Genomic DNA, 19,489 nt, shown 5'->3' with positions numbered 1-19,489 from the left:
TCTCCGTAGGCCTGAGCCGGTGGCGCCATGCGCCGTCTACGACTCCGAAGGGCGCTTCTCGTTCGAGAGCCGTCCTTCGACAGGCTCAGGACTTCGGACTTCGAGGTCAGAGCGAACGCCCGATCAGCTCTTTCATGATCTCGTTGGTGCCGCCGAAGATGCGCGTCACGCGTGCGCTGCGCCACATGCGGGCAATGGGATATTCGTTCATATAGCCCGCGCCGCCATGCAGCTGCAGGCACTTATCCATCATCTCCCACTGCAGATCGGTATGCCACAGCTTGGCCGCCGCGCCTTCCTCGGGCGTCAGCGTGCGCTTGGCGTGCAGCGTCAGGCAATGGTCGAGATGGGCCCAGCCGACTTGCAGCTTGGCCTTCAGGTCCGCCAGCACGAAGCGCGTGTTCTGGAAATCGAACACCGGTTTGCCGAACGCCTTGCGCTCCTTCACGAACGCCACCGTATCGTCGAAAGCCTTCTGCGCGCTCGCCTGCGCGCTGACCGCGATCGACAGGCGTTCCTGGCCGAGCTGGCTCATCAGATAGATGAAGCCCTTGCCCTCTTCCCCTAAGCAATTGGTGATCGGCACGCGCACATCGTCGAAGAACAGTTCCGACGTATCGGCCGCGTCCTGCCCGATCTTGTCGAGATTGCGCCCGCGCTTGAAGCCATCCCGGTCCGCCTCGACCAAGATGATCGAGACGCCCTGCCACTTCTTCTCCGCATCCGGATTGGTGACCGCGCAGACGAGGACGAGATCGGCGTTCTGGCCGTTGGTGATGTACGTTTTGGAGCCGTTGACGACATAATGATTGCCGTCCTTCTTGGCGCTGGTCTGGATCGATTGCAGATCGCTGCCGACGCCCGGCTCGGTCATCGCGATGGCGGTGACGACCTCACCCGAGACCATCTTCGGCAGCCATTCCTTCTTCTGCTCTTCCGATCCGTAATTGACTATGTAATCGGCCACGATGTCGGATTGCAGCGAGAAGCCGAGCGTGGTGCCCGCGCCATAGGCCGCTTCCTCGTCGACGATGGCGTTGTACCGGAAATCGAGCCCCAGGCCGCCATATTCTTCCGGCACGGTGGGGCAGAGCATGCCGAGCTCGCCCGCTTCGCGCCAGATCGATTTGGGCACGATCTTGTCCGCATCCCACTGGTCCGCATTGGGCAGGACCCGGTCCCGCATGAAAGCGCGCACGGTATCGCGAAACGCCTCCATATCCTCGTCATAGGCGGTGCGGGTAGCGGTCTCGATCGGCATGGTCTCTCTCCTCGGTCTCTTTTCGCGCGATTGGACCGAAGGTTTACGCGAACGTCAAGTGTAACAGTTTCTATCTCGAACCCAAATCCGTTCGGGCTGAGCTTGTCGAAGCCCCGTCCTTGTTCTTATGCGTTCTCGCCAGAGAAGAGCGGTCCTTCGACAAGCTCAGGACGAACGGGAGTTGAGCTATGTCTGACCAATGGACCATCGGCATCATCGGGGGCTCCGGCCTCTACGCGATCGACGGGCTGGAGGATCAGGAATGGCGGCGCGTCGAATCGCCTTGGGGGCAGCCGTCGGACGAAATCCTGTTCGGCCGTATCGGCGATGTGCAGCTGCGCTTCCTGCCGCGTCATGGGCGGGGCCACCGGATCGCGCCGTCCGATCTGAACGCCCGCGCCAACATCGATGCGCTGAAGCGGGCAGGGTGCACCGATCTGCTGTCGATCAGCTCGATCGGGTCTTTACGCGAAGAACTTCCGCCCGGTGATTTCGTGGTGGTGGATCAATTCATCGACCGGACCAAGGGCCGTCCGTCCAGCTTCTTCGGCAGCGGCATGGTCGCCCATGTGTCGATGGCCGAGCCGGTGTGCGAGAGATTGTCCGCCTTCGCCGCTGAGGCGGTCGACAAAGCGGGCGGCAATGTGGCCAAGGGCGGCACCTATCTGGCGATGGAAGGGCCGCAATTTTCCACCCGCGCCGAGAGCCATCTCTACCGCCAATGGGGCGCCGACGTGATCGGAATGACCGCGATGCCCGAAGCCAAATTGGCGCGCGAGGCGGAGCTGCCCTACGCGCTCATCGGCATGGTCACCGATTATGATTGCTGGCGTGAGGAAACCGCGTTCGTGGAAGTGAGCGAGGTGATCGAGCAAATGACCGCCAACGGCGCCGTTGCGCGCAAGGCGGTGGAAGCCTTCGTTTCCGCCCTGCCGGCGCAGCGTGAGGCCAGCCCGCTCGACAGCGTACTCGATTTTGCGCTCATCACCGATCCCGCGCACCGCGATCCGGGGCTTCTGAAGAAGCTGGACGCGGTTGCGGGACGGGTGCTGGGCTGACAGCGTCGACCAAAGGCCGTCCGATTAACCTACATCGCTTGCCCATCGCTTTGCCGCGCGGTTAGGCTGCCCGCTTCGGCAGAAGGGACGGCGACATCGATGGACGTGACGCGTTTCATTCCGGACAAGCCCGCCTGGCTGCAGGAATATAAGCCGTCCTTCCTGGCCGACGATGCGATCGCCGGACTCGTCCTCTCGGTCCTGCTGATCCCGCAGGCGATGGCCTATGCGCTGCTCGCCGGGCTGCCGCCGCAGGCCGGGCTTTATGCCGCGCTGGCCCCGCCGCTCCTCTATCTGCTATTCGGCACCAGCCCCTATGTTTCGGTCGGCCCGGTGGCGCTGGTCTCTCTGATCGTGGGCGATGCCATTGCGGCAAGCGGTTTCGCGCCGATGACGGCGGCCATGGTGATCGCGCTGGAGGCGGGCGCGATGCTGGTGCTCGTCGGTCTGTTTCGGCTCGGCCGCCTCGTCAATTTCGTCAGCGAGCCGGTGATGCTGGGCTTTACCGCCGCCGCGGCGGTGCTGATCGCGGCGAGCCAGCTGCCGACCTTGCTGGGTCTGGACGTGCCCCGCAGCAGCGAGCTGATCGGGACGCTCGTGGGGCTGATCGAGGCGCTGCCGGATTTGCACGCGGATGTCGTCCTGATCGGTATCGGCGCCCTCCTGCTGCTCCTGCTGGGAGATCGCTATGCCGGGCCGATGCTCTGGAAGGCGGGCGTGCGGCCGCCCTGGCGCGGGCTGATCGTGAAGGCCATTCCCTTGCTCGTGCTGGTCGGCGCGGCGGCGATGGTCGGAGGATCGGATCTGCCGGTGCCGCGTGTCGGCGCGGTCGAAGGCGGCCTCGCCTCTCTGCGCATGCCGCCATATGGTCTGGACCCGTGGATCGCGCTGGCCCCCTCGGCGCTGATCGCGGCGTTGATCGTGTTCGTGATCGGCAGCGGCGTCGCCAAATCGCTGGCGGGCCGCAACCGGCGAAAGGTGCGCAGCGACCGCGAGGCGCTGGCGCTCGGCATGGCAAACATCGCCGCGGCGCTCACCGGCGGCTATGCGGTCGGCGTCAGCCTCAGCCGCTCGGCGCTGACCGCGGACAGCGGCAGCCGCTCGCCGATCAGTTCGGTGGTGGCGAGCCTGGTGACCCTGGCCGTGCTCCTTTTCCTCACCGGCGCGCTCGCTTTTCTGCCCAAGGCCGCGCTCGCCGCGCTGGTCATCAGCGCGGTGTTCGGCCTCGTAAAGCTGCGCGCGATCAAGGCGGTCATGCGCTACAGCAAGGTGGAGAGCGCCGTGCTGTTCGCCACTCTGGCGGTGACCTTGCTGCTCGGCGTTCAGTGGGGTCTTGCGGCGGGGACCCTGATGGGCCTGGCCGCGTTCCTGTGGTTTTCCAGCGTGCCGCGCGTAACGCGTGTGGACCGCATGGACGATCTGCACGTCTACCGCTCGATCGACCGGCATGACGGCGGCCCGCGCACGCTTCCCGTGCTGATCGTGCGGATCGACCGTTCGATCTATTTCGGCAATGCCGCCTATTGCGAAGATGCGGTGCTGAACTTCGTGTCGGCCCATAAGAACGTGCGTTGGCTGGTGCTCGACATGCGCTCGGTCAACAGCATCGATGCCAGCGGCATGGCGATGCTGGAGCGGCTGCTCGACAATTTGCAGGAAAAGAATGTGCGCGTCGCATTCGCCGCGATGCACGAACCCATCGCCGCAGCGCTGAATGCTAGCGATCGCCCGCGTCAGGCGCGCAGCTTCACCACGGTGGAGGAAGCGATGCACGATATCGAGGAGGACAAGGAAGCGGCCTATAACCGCAAGATGGCGGCGGGCTAGGGAGCCCTATCGGCGTCCGCAAATGAAGCTCAGCCGTTCACCAGCTGGAGGTGAACCGTCCCCGTGCCAGCGCGGAAGAGGCCGATCTGCTTTGCCGCGGCAGTCGATAGGTCGATCACGCGGTTGCCGTGGAAGGGGCCGCGATCGTTGATACGCACCACGACCGACTTGCCCTTGTGCGTCACCTTCACCTTGCTGCCCATCGGCAAGGTGCGGTGGGCGGCTGTCAATTCGGTGGGATCGAACACTTCGCCCGAAGCGGTGCGATTGCCCTTGAGGTTCGGCCCGTAATAGCTGGCACCGCCGGTGCCGAGATCTTCGAGTATGTCTTCGGCTTCATCGGCAATGCCGACCGCGTCCTGTTCCAAATGAAGATCGACACTCGCAGCAGCAGGCGATGTGATGTCGGCATCGATATCGGCGCTGATTTCGATCGGCGTGAAGCCGCTTGCCGGGGCAGGGGCGTCTGCGCGTGCGGCGCCGACCAGACCCATGGCGGGCACGAGTGCGGCCAGGCCATAGCTCATATAGCGGCGGCTGCTGAAGCCTTTGGCGCGTGCGCGAATACGGGCGCTGATCATCTGCGTCTTCATGTGCATCTGTTTCATGCCTTTGATTTTTAACAGAAAACCGAAATTTTCTCAACCAACCTCAGGCCGCCCTCCAGCGGTCGACTGTTCGCTAGAAGGCGTTCCGCGGCTTGTCCCGCTTGACGCGACAAGCGGTGCCGGTGATGAGGTCGGACGAATGGTTCAAAGGGAACTTTGCATGAACGAAGCGGAGTCTTCGCAGGGCGTTAACCACTATCCGCCGGAACGACTCGTCGGTGGACTGCGCAAATTGTTGCGAACGGAACGACTCGATACCGATCTCTACCGCGGTCTGAACCGCGAGGACGACCGCGGACGCGTTTTCGGCGGGCAGGTTATTGCGCAGGCGCTCGACGCTGCTTCGCAGAGCGTCGAGGAGGATCGGATTGTCCATTCTCTACATGCGTATTTCTTGCGCGCTGGCGAAGAAGGCGTGCCCATCATCTATCGCGTGGAGCGGGATTTCGACGGACGGAGTATTTCCAACCGCCGCGTCATCGCAATCCAGCACGGCCGACCGATCTTCAATTTCTCGGCCAGCTTCCAGCGTCCGGCCGAGGGGCTTACCCATCAGTTGCCGATGCCCGATGTGCCGGGGCCGGAAGATTTGCCCGGTGAGATCGAGCGCCTGGAAAATCAGGAAGGCGTGCCCGCCGATTATCTGGAGCGGCTGCGCGCACGCCCGCGCCCAATCGAGTTCCGCACGGTCGAGACGCGGTTCGTCGGCGGCGGCAACAAGCAGCCGCCGTTCCAGCACGCCTGGATGCGCGCGGTGGCCCCGGTCGATGGGCCGGCGGCCGAACATCGCACGCTCTTCGCCTTTGCCAGCGACATGCTTCTGCTGGGCACCTGTACGCTGCCGCACGGTGTCCATTGGGCCACCGAAAAGCTGATGATGACCAGTATCGATCATGCGCTGTGGTATCATGAGGACTTCCGCATGGACGAATGGCTGCTGTTTGCCCTCGACAGCCCCTGGTCGGGCCATGCCCGCGGCTTCAACCGCGGCAGCCTTTATACCCGCGACGGGCGGTTGGTGGCCAGCGCCACGCAGGAAGGAATGATGCGCCTGCGCGGATGAGACCGGACAATGGTTCGACCCCGCGCGATATTTCCTTGCCGCTCCCCCCTCTTTTCGGGCATACCGGAAGCACGAAAAGTCTCAGGAGAGCAAGATGGCGAGCGCCGCTGCGATAAACCCCGAATCCGATCTAGACGCATTCCGCACCCAGGTGCGCGAATGGCTGGATGCCCATTTCCCCAAATCGCTGAAGGGGCATGACAACACGATGTCCTCTGTCGAAGGGCCGACCGAGGAAAGCGCAGACGAAAAGGCCTGGCGCGAGGCGATGGGCGAAACCGGCTGGGGCACACCCACTTGGCCGAAGGAATATGGCGGCGGCGGCCTGACCCGCGAGCAGACCAAGGTGCTCCATCAGGAGATGAGCCGCGCACAGGCCTACAACCCGATCGGCGGCATGGGCGTGATGATGTTCGGCCCGACGCTGCTGGAATATGGCAGCGAGGCACAGAAAAAGGAGCATATCCCGCCGATCTGCCGCGGCGAAATCCGCTGGTGCCAGGGTTATTCCGAACCCAATGCGGGATCGGACCTCGCCAACATCCAGACCTTCGGCGAGGACAAGGGCGATCATTATGTCGTCAACGGCCAGAAGACCTGGACCAGCGGCGGCCAGTGGGCGGACAAATGCTTCGCGCTCGTGCGCACCGACAAATCGGACAAGCACAAGGGCATCTCCTTCATGCTGATCGACATGGACGCGCCCGGCGTGGACGTGAAGCCGATCCGCATGATCAGCGGCATGAGCCCCTTTTGCGAAACCTTCTTCGACAATGTGAAGGTGCCGAAAGAGAACCTCGTCGGCGAGGAAGGGCAGGGCTGGACCATCGGCAAGCGCCTGCTGCAGCATGAGCGGACCAACCTGTCCGGCGGCGGCAGCGCGATCCGTATGCCCGCGATGCCGCTGCACGCGATGGCCAAGACCTATGTCGGGGTGAACGACAATGGCGAGCTGGCCGACAGCGAGCTACGCACGCAGATTAGCGATTTCGAAATGCAATGGCGTAGCTTCCTCGCCACCGCGATGCGCGTGCAGGCCGAGGCGAAGGCGACGGGCGGCGTCTCCGAAGTCAGCTCGATCCTGAAGAAGGTCGGCACCAAGCTCGGCCAACGCCGCGCCGAATTGATGATCGAGATCATGGGTATGAACGGTCTCGGCTGGGAAGGCGAAGGCTTCTCCGAAGACGAGCTGCGCCAGACCCGCGCCTGGCTCTTCGGCAAGGCGACCACGATCTATGGCGGCTCGACCGAGGTGCAGAACAACATCATCGCCAAGCGCATCCTGGGCATGCTGGACCATCAGTAATCCCGCGGGCTCCGGTGAAAGCCGGAGCCTGAGGCGGCCCCGCGCTGCACAGGTTTAAAATTCCTGCACTGGCAGGCACCAAATATTCGGAGTTTTCATGGCAATCCTCAGCGAAGAACAGACCATGCTGCGCGATATGGCGCGCGAGTGGACCAAGAAGGAAAACCCCGTCGGCGCGTTCCGCAAGATGCGCGACGGCGATTTCGAGGGCGGCTTCGATCCCGCCGTCTACGGCCAGATGGCCGAAATGGGCTGGACCGGCGTCATCATTCCCGAAGATCAGGGCGGATCGGACTTCGGCTATATGAGCCTTGGCCTCGTGCTGGAGGAAACCGGCCGCAGCCTGACCGCCAGCCCGCTGCTCGCCTCCGCGCTGGGCGCGGCGAGCGCGCTGATCCTCGGCGGATCGGATGCGCAGAAAGAGGCCTGGCTGCCGAAGATCGCGAGCGGGGAGGCGATCGGTACCCTCGCCATCGACGAAGGTCCGCGCCACGATCCGTCGAAATGCGATGCAAGCGTTTCGGACGGCAAGCTTTCCGGCACCAAGATGTTCGTGCCCGAAGGCATGAGCGCGGGGCTGTTCGTGGTCTCCGCCAAGGACGGCGTCTATCTGGTCGACGGCTCGGCGGACAGCATCACCCGCTCGGACCGTTCGCTGGTGGATCAGCGCGGCTGGGCCGAAATTTCCTTCGACGGCGTACCGGCTGAAAAGCTGGAACAGGGCGGGGAGGATTTGCTCGATCAGGTACTCGATCGCGCGCGCATCGGCGCGGCGGCGGAAATGCTCGGCATGGCGTCCGAGGCGTTCGATGTCACCCTCGCTTATCTGAAGCAGCGCGTGCAGTTCAATCAGGTGCTCTCCAGCTTCCAGGCGCTGCAGCACCGGATGGCCGATCTTTTCGGCGAGATCGAACTCATGCGCTCGGCAGTCGAGACCGCGCTCGCCGCGCTCGATGACAAGCGGTCCGACATGGCCATGCTGGCCAGCCAGGCCAAAGCGGTGGCCAGCGACACCATCCACCATATGAGCAAGGAAGCGGTGCAGCTGCACGGCGGCATCGGCATGACCGACGAATATGCGATCGGCTTCTATCTGAAGCGCGCCCGCACGCTCGAGCAGCTGTGGGGCTCATCTACCTTCCACCGCGAACGCTTCGCGCGCCTCAACGATTACTGAGGCGGCGCCCGACCATGTTCCCGCTGCGGCCGCGCAGCGGGAAGAGGTAACCGCGCGCGAGGCCGCGTTCGATCGCGAGGTGGAGAGTAATCTCCGCCGCAATTTCATCGCCAATTTCGTTCACGGCATGCTGGGAATGACGGGCTTTCGGCTGATTTACGCCCCGACCTTCATTCCCGCCTATATCCAGCTGATGACCGGTTCGGCATTGTTCGTCGGTCTTGGGCAGACGCTGTTGATGCTGGGCGGTTTCGCGGTGCCGATTATCGGCGCATCGCAGCTGGAACATCGCCGACGCATCCTCGCCGTTTCGGTCCGCATCGGCACGGCCATGCGCGTCCAGGTGCTCGGCCTCGCATTGGCCGGCTTTTTTCTTTCGGGCACCTCGCTTCTGGTGGCGACAATGGTGCTGTTCCTGTTGCTCGGGCTGTTTCAGGGCTTCCAGCGCGTTGCCTTTCAGATGATAATCGCCAAGGTCATCCCGCTGGACAGGCGGGGGCGGCTTCAGGGCATGCGCAATCTGGCTGGCGGCGCGATCGCGGCGGCGCTCAGTTATACGGCAGGGCGCTGGCTGATCGAGGAACAGGTGCTCGGCAATGGCTATGCCACCACCTTCCTGCTGGCGTTCGTGCTGACATCGCTCGGCCTCGTGGTTCTGCAATTCGGGATGAAAGAACCGGACGCGCCATCGGTCCGGCTGCGGATGCCGGTGCGCGAGCGTCTGACCGAACTGCCGGCGCTTCTGGCCGAGCGCAATTATCGCTGGTTCCTGATCGGTCAGGCGCTCGCCGTAACCGGCCGGGTCTCGGCTCCCTTCTACATCCTCTATGCCGCACGGGTCATGGAGCTGGATGGCAATACCATCGGAATCTTGAGCCTTGCCTATCTGGGCGCGGACACGGCCTCCAACATTCTGTGGGGACAGTTGGGCGATCGGTTCGGATACCGATTGACCTTCCTCCTGACGATCGTCGCCTGGATCGGATCCATCCTACTCCTGGTCGTTGCGCAGACCGATCCCCTTGTGGTTCTTTCCTTCGTCGGGCTAGGCGCTGCCAATTCGGGCTATATGATGAGCGCGCAGACGATGGTGCTGGAACTGGGCGACCGGGAGAATATGCCGATGCGCCTGGCGCTTTCGACCACCGTGGAGGGCTTCATCGCCACCGCCGGGCCATTGTTGGCCGGAGCGGTCGTGCATCTGTTCGGTTATGTGGCGTTGCTCGGTGTCACGGCCGGCTTTCTGGTTGCCGCGCTTCTGGCCTTCTGGCTTCGTGTGAGCGAGCCGCGCCGCGCAGCTCAGGCCGTGGCGGGCGGCTGAAAGAAACCGTGGAGCAGCGGCCGGGCATAGAGCCGGGTCGCCAGCTCCATATCCCGCCTGCCGGCCCAGTTCTTAAGGTCCCAGGCCGCGTTCAGCATTACCATGACCAGCTGGCTCGCCACCAGCGGATCGACCGCGCGGACCGATCCTTCGGCGATGCCGTCGATCATCATCCCCGCAAAGCGCCGCGCCATCCAGTCGGAGCGTTCCAGCACCAACTGTTGCATGCGCGGCGGCAACACGCCCATGGCGGTGGTGCGCAACAGAGGCCGGTTGCCGTCGAACTGCGAATGCACCAGCGTTTCCACGCTAGCGGCGATCCGGTCCAGAAAACTGCCTTCTTCCGCCAGTGCCAGACGCTGGGTGGCCGAGACGCGGTCGTAACTCGCCGCGAAGCATTTCATCACGAGGTCGTCCTTCGCCTCGAGATGATGGTAGAAGCTGCCCTTGGTCACGTTGAGTTGCGACGCGATACGCTCCACCGAGGCGCCGCGATAGCCGCGCTCGTTGATCAGCCGCGTGGCAGCGCCCAGAAAATCGCTGAGGCCGCGTTCGGGCCCATCCGGCCCGTCGGCCTCTTCGGCCGGCAGATCGATCGCTGACGGTTCGCGGCCATCGGCGGCAATGCCGTGACAGATCAGCTCGAAACAGCGCTCGCGCAGCCGCCCGAAATCGGTGCGCGAATAATCGCTCAACATCACCGGCAGCCAGTAGGTGAACTCCAGAAAGATGTGCGCGCGCGCGGTCAGGTCCGCATGGCCGACGGGGTCTTCGCTCGTACCGAAAAAGCGGCGGGCCTTGCGAAACATGCCGACAAATTCGCCGAGGAGCCGTTCGCGCGTTTCGTCCGGCATCGCGCGGATGTCGGACAGCGCAGCCTCCGGCGGATGACTGCCCTGACGCTGCGCGGCGATGCGATCGAAGGTAAACTCCAGATAGCGATGTACCCGCGCCTCGGGCGTGGCTTCGGCGCCCGCCTCGTCCACCTCTCGCTCGATCCGCGAGAGCGTGCGGTGGAACACCGCTTCGGCCAGCTTCTCCTTGCGCTTGAAATAATAAGCGATGCTGGTGGTGTTGAGATCGACCATGCGGCCGACATCGACGAAGGTCATGCCCTTCACGCCGCGTTCGTTGATCAGTTCGGCGGCTGCGCTGATGATCCGTTCGCGCTTCGCCTCGAACCGGTCGGTGCGCTCTTCCATGTCGTTGCCGTTTTCGGCCTTGCTTTCGGCATTCATGCGCGCGGTATTCTCCCCTGGCAGATTTCGGCGCTAGCAAAGCTTCGCGATTGCGTCATCCGAAATACGGTTCGATGACGGCCTTTACGCTACGTTTCCGACCAAAGGTGAGGGCTTTGGGCAACAAGCGCGGCGGTTTGGCAAACTTGGAGGCAGCCGGGATCATCGAAGGCGGGGTACGGTGCGTTTTCGATTTCGCCTGTTGCTCAGCGCGTGTCCGGCGGCCTAATACCGGGCAAACAGCTTAGGAGAGCGAAGCATGAGCGTCACCATCGATCTTTCGGGCAAGGTGGCTATCGTCACGGGCGCGGCGTCGGGCATCGGCCGGGCCTCGGCGCGGTTGTTTGCGCAGGCCGGGGCCCAGGTGCTGATCGCGGACCGGGCCGATGCGGTGCAGGAGACGCTGAAGTTGATCGAGGAGGCCGGCGGTACCGCCGCGGCGCGTCAGATGGACGTCGGCGACGAAGCGGAGGTTCAAGCACTGGTGGAGGAGGCGGAGAGCCGCTTCGGCGGGCTCGATATCGTGTACGCCAATGCCGGTGTCACCGGCGGCAAGCCCGGCGGACTGTTCGACAGCGATGCGTCCGAATGGGCCGAGGTGTTGAGGGTGAACCTGATCGGGCCGTTCCTCGCCATCAAATATGCTGCGCCGAAGATTGAGGCGCGCGGCGGCGGCGCCATCGTCTGCACCGCTTCGGTGGCGGGGCTGCGCTCGGGCGCGGGGCCAGCCAGCTATTCGGCATCGAAGGCGGGGGTCATCAACCTCGTCAAGACCGCGGCCTATCAGCTGGACGGCACCGGTGTGCGCGTGAACTGCATCTGCCCCGGGCTGATCGAAACTGGCATGACGAAGCCGGTCTATGATTATGCGCGCGAGGCGGGGAAGCTCGACAAGATCGGGCAGCTCAACCCGATGAAGCGCGGCGGCGAACCGGAAGAGATTGCGCGCGCGGCCCTGTTCCTCGCCAGCGATCAGGCCAGCTATATCAACGGCCAGGCGCTTCCCGTCGATGGCGGGCTTTCGGCGAGCCATCCCATCGCTCCGCGCGGCAATCGCGGCGCCTGACCGCGGGCGCGGAAGGGGGCGTTGTTCAGGCGGCCGGCTCGAACAGCGCCTTCAGCTCGCCCTTCAAGATCTTGCCGTTGGCGTTGCGCGGCAGCGTGTCGTCCGAAAAAACGATCCGCACCGGCACCTTGAACGCGGCGAGATGCTGGCGAACCCAGTCCTGCAATTCCAGCTCGCTCGCCTCCTGACCGGGGGCGCAATGGACCACTGCGCCGGGCTCCTCGCCCAAAGTGCGGTGGGGCAGGGCAATCACCGCGGCATCGGTGACGGCAGGGTGATCGTAGAGGATGTTCTCCACCTCGGTGGAATAGATGTTCTCGCCGCCGCGGATCACGATGTCCTTGGCCCGGTCGACGATATAGCAGAAGCCTTCCGCATCAATCCGCGCAAGATCACCGGTGCGCACCCAGCCATTAACGAAGGTTTCAGCGGTAGCCTGCGGTTTGTTCCAATAGCCTTTGACGATCTGCGGGCCGCGCGCCCAGAGCTCACCGACCTGGCCGCTCGGCAGGGCCTCTCCCTCCGGCCCTGTCACCTTGATATCGGATACCGGCACCGGCGGTCCGCAGCTTTCCGGCCGGTTCAGATAATCCTCCGCGCTGTGGCTGGTGACCGTGGCCATCGTCTCGGTCATGCCCCAGCCATTGCCGGGCAGCGCGCCCATCACATCACGAATCTTGCGCACCAGATCGGGTGCGGACGGCGCGCCACCATAGCTGATGGTCTTCAGAGAACTGAGGTCATATTTCTCGCGCGCGGGATGTTCGATCAGCTGCCACGCGATGGTCGGCACGCCGCCTGCCAGCGTCACGCCTTCGCGCTCGATGATCATAAAGGCCTCTTCGGCATCCCATTTGTGCATGAAGATCAGCGTCGCGCCGCCCGCCATCGCGCCCGTCAGCGTCGCCGAGCAGGCGGTGACGTGGAACAGCGGGATGACGAGCAGGCCGACATTGCGCGGCGGCGGATCGGGTGGCATCTCGCCGCGCCGCAGAAAGCTGCGGGCGCTGGCATAGGCGCTGGAAAAGATGTTTGTGCAGATGTTGCGATGCGTGCCGAGTGCGCCCTTAGGCTCACCAGTCGTGCCGCTGGTGTAGAAGATCGTCGCTTCATCGTCGGGCACGAGATCGACGACGGGAAGATCGTCGTCGGCAAGTGAGGGGTAATCCGCGGTCTTGCCGATAATGTCCTCGAGCGCGCGCGCGTTGCCGCCCAAGGCGCCATTGCCACGCGAAACCAGCACTGCCTCTAGCCCCGGTAGCGCGCCGTAATGATCGTGGAGGCGCTCATGCCGCTCTGCATCGCACACCAGCAGCCGCGCGCCTGAATCCTTCAGCGCATATTCCAATTCTGCGCCGGTCCACCATGCGTTGAGCGGAACCACGATCGCACCGATCGCGGTCGCGGCGAAAAATATGACGGGCCATTCGGGCAGATTGCGCATGGCCAGCGCGATCCGGTCTCCCTTGGTGATCCCTTCCTGGATGAAGTGGCGCGCGAGCTTCGCGGTGGCACGGTGCCAGGCATCATAACTGACGCGCTCGCCTTCATAGACCGTGAAGTCGACATCTCCATGCTCGCGCGACAGCGCGGCAAGGGCTGCCAGCGTTGGCGGAGCGTTCTTCCAAGCGCGCGTGGTTACGCCGCGCACGTCCACTTCCTCCATTTCAAACCGCTGGCCGGGCGCGCAGAGCGCGGCCTCGATCTGCGGAAGGGTGGCGGCGGGCCAGGCGGGCGGCGAAGCGGGGGGATTTTCCATGCTCATATCTCGACAAGGGCTAGCCGTTGCACGGGCAGGCGGCAAGTTTCACCATACCGTTTCGTCGAAAATCCGGCGCCCAGCTGGATTTGAATCCGAAGGCAGCATATTCTTGCCGATCTGGCTCGTAGCGCGCTATTTGATATTAACGTGGGTTGATTGCCTCCCCGTAACAAAGCGTTAGGAAGAACAAGCTCGTGGATGGGAATACGATTTTGGGGGATGCGTAACCGTGACGTCTGACAGTTGCTTCGTGCAGCGTCTGCTGCATTATCTGAATCTGAGCGAAGCAGAGAAATCCGTTATTGCCGAGCTGGAGCAGGAGCCCATCACCATTCCTGCGGGCCAGAAGCTTTGGGAAGAAGGCGGCGACAGTGACAGCCTATGCATCGTGCAGGAAGGGTGGCTACTTTCGGAGACCTTCCTGGAAGCGGGCGAGCGTCAGATATTGCGCTTCTATTTTCCGGGCGAATTGATCGGTACCGCCGGCATCAGCTTCAACCAAGCCTCCAGCACAGTGCGCGCTGTAGAGGATGCAAGGTTGTGCATTGTGCCCCGACGAAGGATGGGGGAGCTGTTCGCGCGCCAGCCGCGCCTTGCGAGCCTGTTCTATTCACTCGGCATGCTGGAAGTGGCGGACCTGAACGATCGGCTGCGCGCACTGGGCCGGACGGACGGCAAGGCGCGTCTCGCGCAGTTGTTCCTCTCCATCGCAGAACGCCTGCGCGTGCTGGAGGGAAGGGACACCAAGGTCATGCATGTGCCGCTGACGCAGAGCGACCTGGCCGATGCGGTCGGTCTCACGGCTATTCACGTCAACCGGCTGTTGAAAGAGATGACGCGCGAAGGGCTTATCAAGCGCACGCGCCGCGAAATCGAACTGTGCGACGAAGATCAGCTGCGCCGCATTTCGCAATATCGTGACCGCCATTTCGATATGGACAATAGCTGGTTTCCGCCAGCGGAGAGCTGACCCCCGGCAGTCAGTAAGCGGCGACGGTGCCGTCCTTGCGCATCTCCGTGGCACCCACATAGACGCCGGTTTCCGGATCGCGCAGGATCGCCTGATAGCCGCCGAAGATGACGCCATTGTCGACCAGTTCGACATTGTGGCCCATCGCACCGAGCTGGGCGATCGTTTCCGTCGAAATTCCAGGTTCCAGCGCCAGGACGCCCAGCGGATCGATGCCTTCTCCGCCCACGAGCGGATCGGTCGGCTGGCGGCCGCCGTCATGGTTCAGCCGCGCGGCATCGCCGGCCTCCTGAATGTTCATGCCGTAATCGACCATGTTGATCAGGATCTGGACATGGCCCTGCGGCTGCATGCCGCCGCCCATCACCCCGAAGCTCATCAGAGGGGCGCCGCCGCGCATCAGGAAGGCGGGAATGATGGTCTGGAAGGGTCGCTTGCCCGGCGCATAAGCGTTGGGGTGGGCGGGATCGAGCGAGAATAGCTCGCCGCGGTCCTGGAACATAAAGCCGAGGCCATCGGCGACCAGGCCCGATCCCATGCCGCGATAGTTGGACTGGATGAGGCTCACCATCATGCCGTCCTTGTCCGCGACGGTGAGATAGGTGGTATCGCCTTCACCCTCGAGCAGATCCTCGCCGGGGCCGAATTCGGGTGTGGCGCGCTCCGGATCGATCAGTGCGAAGCGTTCGCGCCCATAGGCGTCGGACAGCAGGCGATCATAGTCGATCTTTGCGAAGTCCGGATCGGCGTAAAAGCGGGCGAGATCGGCAAAGGCGAGGCGCTTGGCCTCTGTGATATAATGCAGCACCTCGGCGCTGCCGCGCGGATAGCGGGACAGGTCGATATTCTTAAGGATGCTCGCCATCTCCAGCGCGGCGAAGCCCTGGCTGTTGGGCGGCAGTTCGCACAGGTCCGTGCCGCGATAATCGATACAGGCGGGCTCGACCCATTCGCTTTGGTGCGCGGCGAAATCTTCATAGGCCAGATCGCCGCCGATCCGCTTCATATAGGCGTCGACCGTGCGCGCGATCGGGCCTTTGTAAAAGGCATCGCGCCCACCTTTCGCAATCGTGCGCAGCGTGTTCGCGAGATCGGGGTTGCGAAACATCTCTCCCGCCTCGGGCGCGCCGTTCGCGAAATAGGTGGCGCGGGCGTTGTCGAACTCCTCGATCTGGTCCTGCACCTGATTGAAGCGCTTGAGATTGGCCTGCAGATAATAAGCGATGACCGGAGAGACCGGGAAACCCTCTTCCGCATAGCGGATCGCGGGGGCAAGATTGTCCGCCATGGGAAGCTTGCCGAAGCGATCGTGCAGATCGTACCAAGCCCCCACGGTGCCGGGCACCGTGACGGGAAGTGATCCGAAGGCGGGAATGTGATCACCGCCCGCCTTTTCGCGCATTTCGGCGAGCGAGCGGTTTTTGGCGGAGCGGCCCGAGCCGTTGATGCCGTAAAGCTTCTTCGTCTTCGGGTCCCAGACGATCGCGAACAGATCCCCGCCGATGCCGTTGCCGGTCGGCTCCATAAGCCCGAGCGCAGCATTGGCGGCGATCGCTGCGTCCACCGCGCTGCCGCCTTGCTTCAGGACGTCGATGGCCACCTGGCTCGCCAGCGGCTGCGCCGTCGCGGCCATGCCGTTCGCGCCGTAAACCGGACTGCGGGACCAGATCGCGCCCACAGGCCTGCCCCCCGCACCGATGCTTTCGGTGAAGGAGGGTTCGGGCGGAGGCGGGGCGGGCGCGGCCTGATCTGCGGCGGCATCTTGCGCCTGAGCGAAAACGGGGTGGGCCGTCAGCGCCGATGCGGCAGCCAGAGCAAGCGCGAACTTTATCGTCATGAAATTCCTCCGTCGCCCCAGCCTTCAACGGAGCGACGGGATTGTCAAACGGTGCCTCCGCTCACCGGTTTTTTCTGCCCTCGATCAGCCCGTCGACCACGTCCGGATCGGCCAGCGTGGAGGTGTCGCCCAGCGCGCTATAATCATTCTCGGCGATCTTGCGCAGGATGCGACGCATGATCTTGCCCGAGCGGGTCTTGGGCAGCGCCGGCGTGAAGTGCAGATGATCGGGCGTGGCGATCGGGCCGATCTCGCTACGGACATGGTTTTTCAGCTCCGCCTCCAGCTCCTCCGATGGCTCCACGCCGCTATTCAGCGTAACGTAGCAATAGATGCCCTGACCCTTGATGTCGTGCGGGAATCCCACCACCGCGGCCTCGGCAACCTTGGGGTGCAGCACCAGCGCGCTTTCCACCTCCGCGGTGCCCATGCGGTGGCCTGAAACGTTGATCACATCGTCCACGCGGCCGGTGATGGTGTAATAGCCATTGGCATCGCGGCGGCAGCCGTCGCCGGTGAAATATTTGCCTTTGTAAGTGCTGAAATAGGTCTGCACGAACCGCTCATGATCGCCGTAAACGGTCCGCATCTGGCCCGGCCAGCTGCGCGCGATGGCCAGATTGCCCTCGTTCGCGCCCTCCAGCAGATTGCCGTCCGCGTCGAGCAGCTGCGGCTCGATGCCGAAAAACGGTTTGCCCGCGCTGCCCGGCTTCATGTCATGCGCATGGGGCAGGGTGGTAATCATGACGCCGCCGGTTTCGGTCTGCCACCAGGTGTCGACGATCGGCGCATCGCCGCCGCCGACGATATCGTGGTACCAACGCCATGCCTCCGGATTGATCGGCTCGCCCACAGTGCCGAGCAGTTTCAGCGATGAGAGATCATGCCGGGTCACCGGCTCCTTGCCCTCGCGCATCAGCGCGCGGATCGCGGTGGGTGCGGTGTAGAAGATGTTCACTTTGTGCCGCTCGACCATGTCCCAGAAGCGGTCGACGTCCGGATAATTGGGCACGCCTTCGAACATCAGGCTGGTGGCGGCATTCTGGAGCGGGCCATAGACGATGTAGCTGTGCCCGGTCACCCAGCCGATATCGGCGGTGCACCAGTAGATATCGCCAGGCTGGTAATCGAACACATAATGGAAGGTCGTCGCGGTCCAGACGGCATAGCCGCCCGTCGTGTGCAGCACGCCCTTGGGCTTTCCGGTGGAGCCGGAAGTGTAGAGGATGAACAAAGGGTCTTCCGCGTCCATCTCCTCGCACGGGCAGTCGGCCGAGACGTTTTTCGCCGCCTCGTCATACCAGATGTCGCGGCCCTCCTTCATGGCCACATCCTCGCTGCGGTGGCGGATGACGAGCGTCTTTACCTCGAACGAAAGCTTATCGAGCGCCGCATCGGCGTTTTTCTTGAGCGGAACCGTCTTGGAGGCTCGCACGCCCGCATCGGCGGTGATCAGGAAGCGGCTGTCGCAATCCTCGATCCGTCCGGCAAGCGCGTCCGGGCTAAAGCCGCCGAACACCACCGAATGCACCGCGCCGATCCGCGCGCAGGCGAGCATGGCGATCGCGCCTTCCAGGATCATCGGCATGTATAGGGTCACGCGGTCGCCCTTCGCAACCCCCATGTCTTTCAGCACATTGGCGAATCGCTGCACCTCCTCGTGCAGTTCTTTGTAGCTGAGGCGGCGGACCTCGCCCGGCTCGTCGGCTTCCCAGATCAGCGCGGTGACATCGCCCTTGCCGTCTTCGACATGGCGATCGACGCAATTGTGGCAGAGGTTGAGCTTGCCGCCCTCATACCATTTGATGTCGACTGGATCGAAGCTGCTGTTGCAGACGGTGGACGGCTCCTCGATCCAGTCCACACGTTCGGCCTGTTTGCCCCAGAAGGTGTCGGGATCGGCCAGCGAGCGTTCGTACAGACGGTCATATTCCTCCGCGGTGCAATTCGTCTTGCCGCCGCGCGGTCGTGCCACCAGCGCCTCTTCCTGCTTGCCGTCCGCCATCGCTCTCTCCTTCATGATCCTGTCTGCGCTGGTTTTACGGGCTACCATAGCGCTCGGTTCCTCTGCTAGCATGCCCGTCCAAGGCCAGTAGCGGGGAATTTTGCCTGATGACCGTTCGTACCATTGCCGCCGTTGCGGCCGTTTCCATGCTGTTGGCGCTTCCTGCCTGCGGGAATAGCAATGACGGCGTCGATACCGAGGAGGATTTCTCGAACATTCCGGTTCCCCCGCCGCCGCCCGCTCCGAGCGGGGTTAGCTATTCGGTGCGCGACTGCCTGACGCAGCGGATTCCGGAAAGCGATACGGTCCCGGCGGGTCGCACCGTAGGGCAGACGATCTTCCCCGATACGCTGACGCTCGATTATTCGCGCGCCTCCGGCTTCCCCAACGGCCGCAAGCTTACCGATCAGGTGGGTGATATCTTCCTGGCTTACATCTTCCTCGATCTCTCGAAGGAAGGTGCGCGTCGGTTCGCCGATATCCCGTTGAACCCAGCTTCCAACGACGTCGCCTTCCCGTCCGGCTTCCCCTATCTGGCCCCCGCACAGGGCAATCCGCCGCGGGCAAGTTCCGCGGGCGGAAACTTCAATTTCGTCGATGAGGACGATGACAAATATGACCGGGTGGACCGCATGGGCATGCCGCTGGTGTCCACCGTGGTCGTGCCGTTCGAGAAGAAGCCCGACTATAATGACGCAGGCCCCGGCGATGATGTGGACGGCGACTTTGTCGGCAATATCGAAGACGAACTGGGCGCCCTGACCGACGCCTTTGCGGACGATCTTACGGCGGCGGGCTATGCGCTTTGCGCCAAGAAATAGGTGCCGTCGCAATTTGAACAGGTCGTCGTCGACGAGTTCATTTCGGATCCGTTCCTTTCCGGGTTCTGAACAAAATTTATAAGCGCTTAGAATATCGGGAAAATTTTTCGCGCTAAAAGCATCCATCCCGCGATCCGCCGCGTAGGCTTGTATTGGTAGCTCAAGGGGA

At 63.4% G+C, this 19,489-nt stretch carries 15 protein-coding genes; 9 read left to right on the top strand and 6 right to left on the bottom strand.

Going from position 1 to position 19,489, the window contains the following annotated elements; genetic code table 11:
- Positions 1-106 precede the first annotated feature (106 nt).
- The gene (locus I6A82_RS00470) at positions 107-1,261 is read right to left on the bottom strand and encodes an acyl-CoA dehydrogenase family protein (protein ID WP_198093279.1); all 1,155 of its coding nucleotides are present in this window, start codon (positions 1,259-1,261) and stop codon (positions 107-109) included.
- Between the two features lie 188 nt (positions 1,262-1,449).
- Between I6A82_RS00470 and I6A82_RS00465 the strand changes: the two genes are divergently transcribed.
- Entirely contained in the window at positions 1,450-2,319 is an 870-nt protein-coding gene (locus tag I6A82_RS00465; protein ID WP_198093278.1) for an S-methyl-5'-thioadenosine phosphorylase, read from the top strand.
- Between the two features lie 99 nt (positions 2,320-2,418).
- Positions 2,419-4,146, top strand: coding sequence for a SulP family inorganic anion transporter (locus I6A82_RS00460; protein ID WP_198093277.1), 1,728 nt, complete (start codon positions 2,419-2,421; stop codon positions 4,144-4,146).
- 29 nt (positions 4,147-4,175) lie between these two features.
- Here the strand turns inward: I6A82_RS00460 and I6A82_RS00455 are convergent, their stop codons facing one another.
- Positions 4,176-4,739, bottom strand: coding sequence for a septal ring lytic transglycosylase RlpA family protein (locus tag I6A82_RS00455; RefSeq protein ID WP_232343179.1), 564 nt, complete (start codon positions 4,737-4,739; stop codon positions 4,176-4,178).
- Positions 4,740-4,914: 175 nt separating this feature from the next.
- Between I6A82_RS00455 and I6A82_RS00450 the strand changes: the two genes are divergently transcribed.
- From I6A82_RS00450 to I6A82_RS00435, 4 genes are all read left to right on the top strand, one after another.
- Positions 4,915-5,817 (top strand): acyl-CoA thioesterase, encoded by a 903-nt coding sequence (locus tag I6A82_RS00450; RefSeq protein ID WP_198093276.1) that lies wholly within the window; start codon positions 4,915-4,917, stop codon positions 5,815-5,817.
- Positions 5,818-5,911: 94 nt separating this feature from the next.
- Positions 5,912-7,123, top strand: a complete 1,212-nt coding sequence (locus I6A82_RS00445; protein WP_198093275.1) for an acyl-CoA dehydrogenase family protein — start codon at positions 5,912-5,914, stop codon at positions 7,121-7,123.
- A 97-nt stretch (positions 7,124-7,220) separates the two neighbouring features.
- The gene (locus tag I6A82_RS00440; protein WP_198093274.1) at positions 7,221-8,300 is read left to right on the top strand and encodes an acyl-CoA dehydrogenase family protein; all 1,080 of its coding nucleotides are present in this window, start codon (positions 7,221-7,223) and stop codon (positions 8,298-8,300) included.
- Positions 8,301-8,379: 79 nt separating this feature from the next.
- Positions 8,380-9,621, top strand: coding sequence for an MFS transporter (locus I6A82_RS00435; RefSeq protein ID WP_332310919.1), 1,242 nt, complete (start codon positions 8,380-8,382; stop codon positions 9,619-9,621).
- On the opposite strand, the gene I6A82_RS00430 is transcribed toward I6A82_RS00435, so the two are convergent.
- Positions 9,600-10,859: a TetR/AcrR family transcriptional regulator gene (locus I6A82_RS00430; protein WP_198093273.1), complete on the bottom strand. Its 1,260-nt coding sequence runs from the start codon at positions 10,857-10,859 to the stop codon at positions 9,600-9,602. The genes I6A82_RS00435 and I6A82_RS00430 overlap by 22 nt on opposite strands.
- A gap of 259 nt (positions 10,860-11,118) precedes the next feature.
- Between I6A82_RS00430 and I6A82_RS00425 the strand changes: the two genes are divergently transcribed.
- Positions 11,119-11,925: an SDR family NAD(P)-dependent oxidoreductase gene (locus I6A82_RS00425; protein WP_198093272.1), complete on the top strand. Its 807-nt coding sequence runs from the start codon at positions 11,119-11,121 to the stop codon at positions 11,923-11,925.
- Between the two features lie 25 nt (positions 11,926-11,950).
- Here the strand turns inward: I6A82_RS00425 and I6A82_RS00420 are convergent, their stop codons facing one another.
- A complete protein-coding gene (locus I6A82_RS00420) occupies positions 11,951-13,684 on the bottom strand; it encodes a class I adenylate-forming enzyme family protein (RefSeq protein WP_442945034.1) in 1,734 nt (577 codons plus the stop codon).
- Between the two features lie 232 nt (positions 13,685-13,916).
- Here I6A82_RS00420 and I6A82_RS00415 point away from each other — a divergent pair, with 232 nt between their 5' ends.
- Positions 13,917-14,657, top strand: coding sequence for a Crp/Fnr family transcriptional regulator (locus I6A82_RS00415; protein WP_198093270.1), 741 nt, complete (start codon positions 13,917-13,919; stop codon positions 14,655-14,657).
- 10 nt (positions 14,658-14,667) lie between these two features.
- Here I6A82_RS00415 and ggt read toward each other — a convergent pair whose 3' ends face one another.
- Both ggt and acs read right to left on the bottom strand, forming a co-directional pair.
- Positions 14,668-16,494: a gamma-glutamyltransferase gene (gene ggt, locus I6A82_RS00410; protein ID WP_232343178.1), complete on the bottom strand. Its 1,827-nt coding sequence runs from the start codon at positions 16,492-16,494 to the stop codon at positions 14,668-14,670.
- 61 nt (positions 16,495-16,555) lie between these two features.
- Positions 16,556-18,499: an acetate--CoA ligase gene (gene acs / locus I6A82_RS00405; RefSeq protein ID WP_198095419.1), complete on the bottom strand. Its 1,944-nt coding sequence runs from the start codon at positions 18,497-18,499 to the stop codon at positions 16,556-16,558.
- 107 nt (positions 18,500-18,606) lie between these two features.
- Between acs and I6A82_RS00400 the strand changes: the two genes are divergently transcribed.
- Positions 18,607-19,320 carry a hypothetical protein gene (locus I6A82_RS00400; protein WP_198093269.1) on the top strand — a complete coding sequence of 238 codons (714 nt, stop codon included), beginning with the start codon at positions 18,607-18,609 and terminating at the stop codon, positions 19,318-19,320.
- Positions 19,321-19,489: the final 169 nt, after the last annotated feature.

Source organism: Novosphingopyxis sp. YJ-S2-01, from assembly GCF_016093175.1.
In the GTDB taxonomy this organism is placed as follows: domain Bacteria; phylum Pseudomonadota; class Alphaproteobacteria; order Sphingomonadales; family Sphingomonadaceae; genus Novosphingopyxis; species Novosphingopyxis iocasae.
Note: the sequence above shows the minus strand (reverse complement) of the source record. Positions and strands in the feature narration are given on the sequence as shown.

Excerpts from the sequence above, each read along its gene's own strand:
- I6A82_RS00470 (WP_198093279.1), bottom strand. The coding sequence starts at position 1,261 with ATGCCGATCGAGACCGCTACCCGCACCGCCTATGACGAGGATATGGAG.
- I6A82_RS00465 (WP_198093278.1), top strand. The coding sequence starts at position 1,450 with ATGTCTGACCAATGGACCATCGGCATCATCGGGGGCTCCGGCCTCTAC.
- I6A82_RS00460 (WP_198093277.1), top strand. The coding sequence starts at position 2,419 with ATGGACGTGACGCGTTTCATTCCGGACAAGCCCGCCTGGCTGCAGGAA.
- I6A82_RS00455 (WP_232343179.1), bottom strand. The coding sequence starts at position 4,739 with ATGAAGACGCAGATGATCAGCGCCCGTATTCGCGCACGCGCCAAAGGC.
- I6A82_RS00450 (WP_198093276.1), top strand. The coding sequence starts at position 4,915 with ATGAACGAAGCGGAGTCTTCGCAGGGCGTTAACCACTATCCGCCGGAA.
- I6A82_RS00445 (WP_198093275.1), top strand. The coding sequence starts at position 5,912 with ATGGCGAGCGCCGCTGCGATAAACCCCGAATCCGATCTAGACGCATTC.
- I6A82_RS00440 (WP_198093274.1), top strand. The coding sequence starts at position 7,221 with ATGGCAATCCTCAGCGAAGAACAGACCATGCTGCGCGATATGGCGCGC.
- I6A82_RS00430 (WP_198093273.1), bottom strand. The coding sequence starts at position 10,859 with ATGAATGCCGAAAGCAAGGCCGAAAACGGCAACGACATGGAAGAGCGC.
- I6A82_RS00425 (WP_198093272.1), top strand. The coding sequence starts at position 11,119 with ATGAGCGTCACCATCGATCTTTCGGGCAAGGTGGCTATCGTCACGGGC.
- I6A82_RS00420 (WP_442945034.1), bottom strand. The coding sequence starts at position 13,684 with ATGGAAAATCCCCCCGCTTCGCCGCCCGCCTGGCCCGCCGCCACCCTT.
- ggt (WP_232343178.1), bottom strand. The coding sequence starts at position 16,494 with ATGACGATAAAGTTCGCGCTTGCTCTGGCTGCCGCATCGGCGCTGACG.
- acs (WP_198095419.1), bottom strand. The coding sequence starts at position 18,499 with ATGGCGGACGGCAAGCAGGAAGAGGCGCTGGTGGCACGACCGCGCGGC.
- I6A82_RS00400 (WP_198093269.1), top strand. The coding sequence starts at position 18,607 with ATGACCGTTCGTACCATTGCCGCCGTTGCGGCCGTTTCCATGCTGTTG.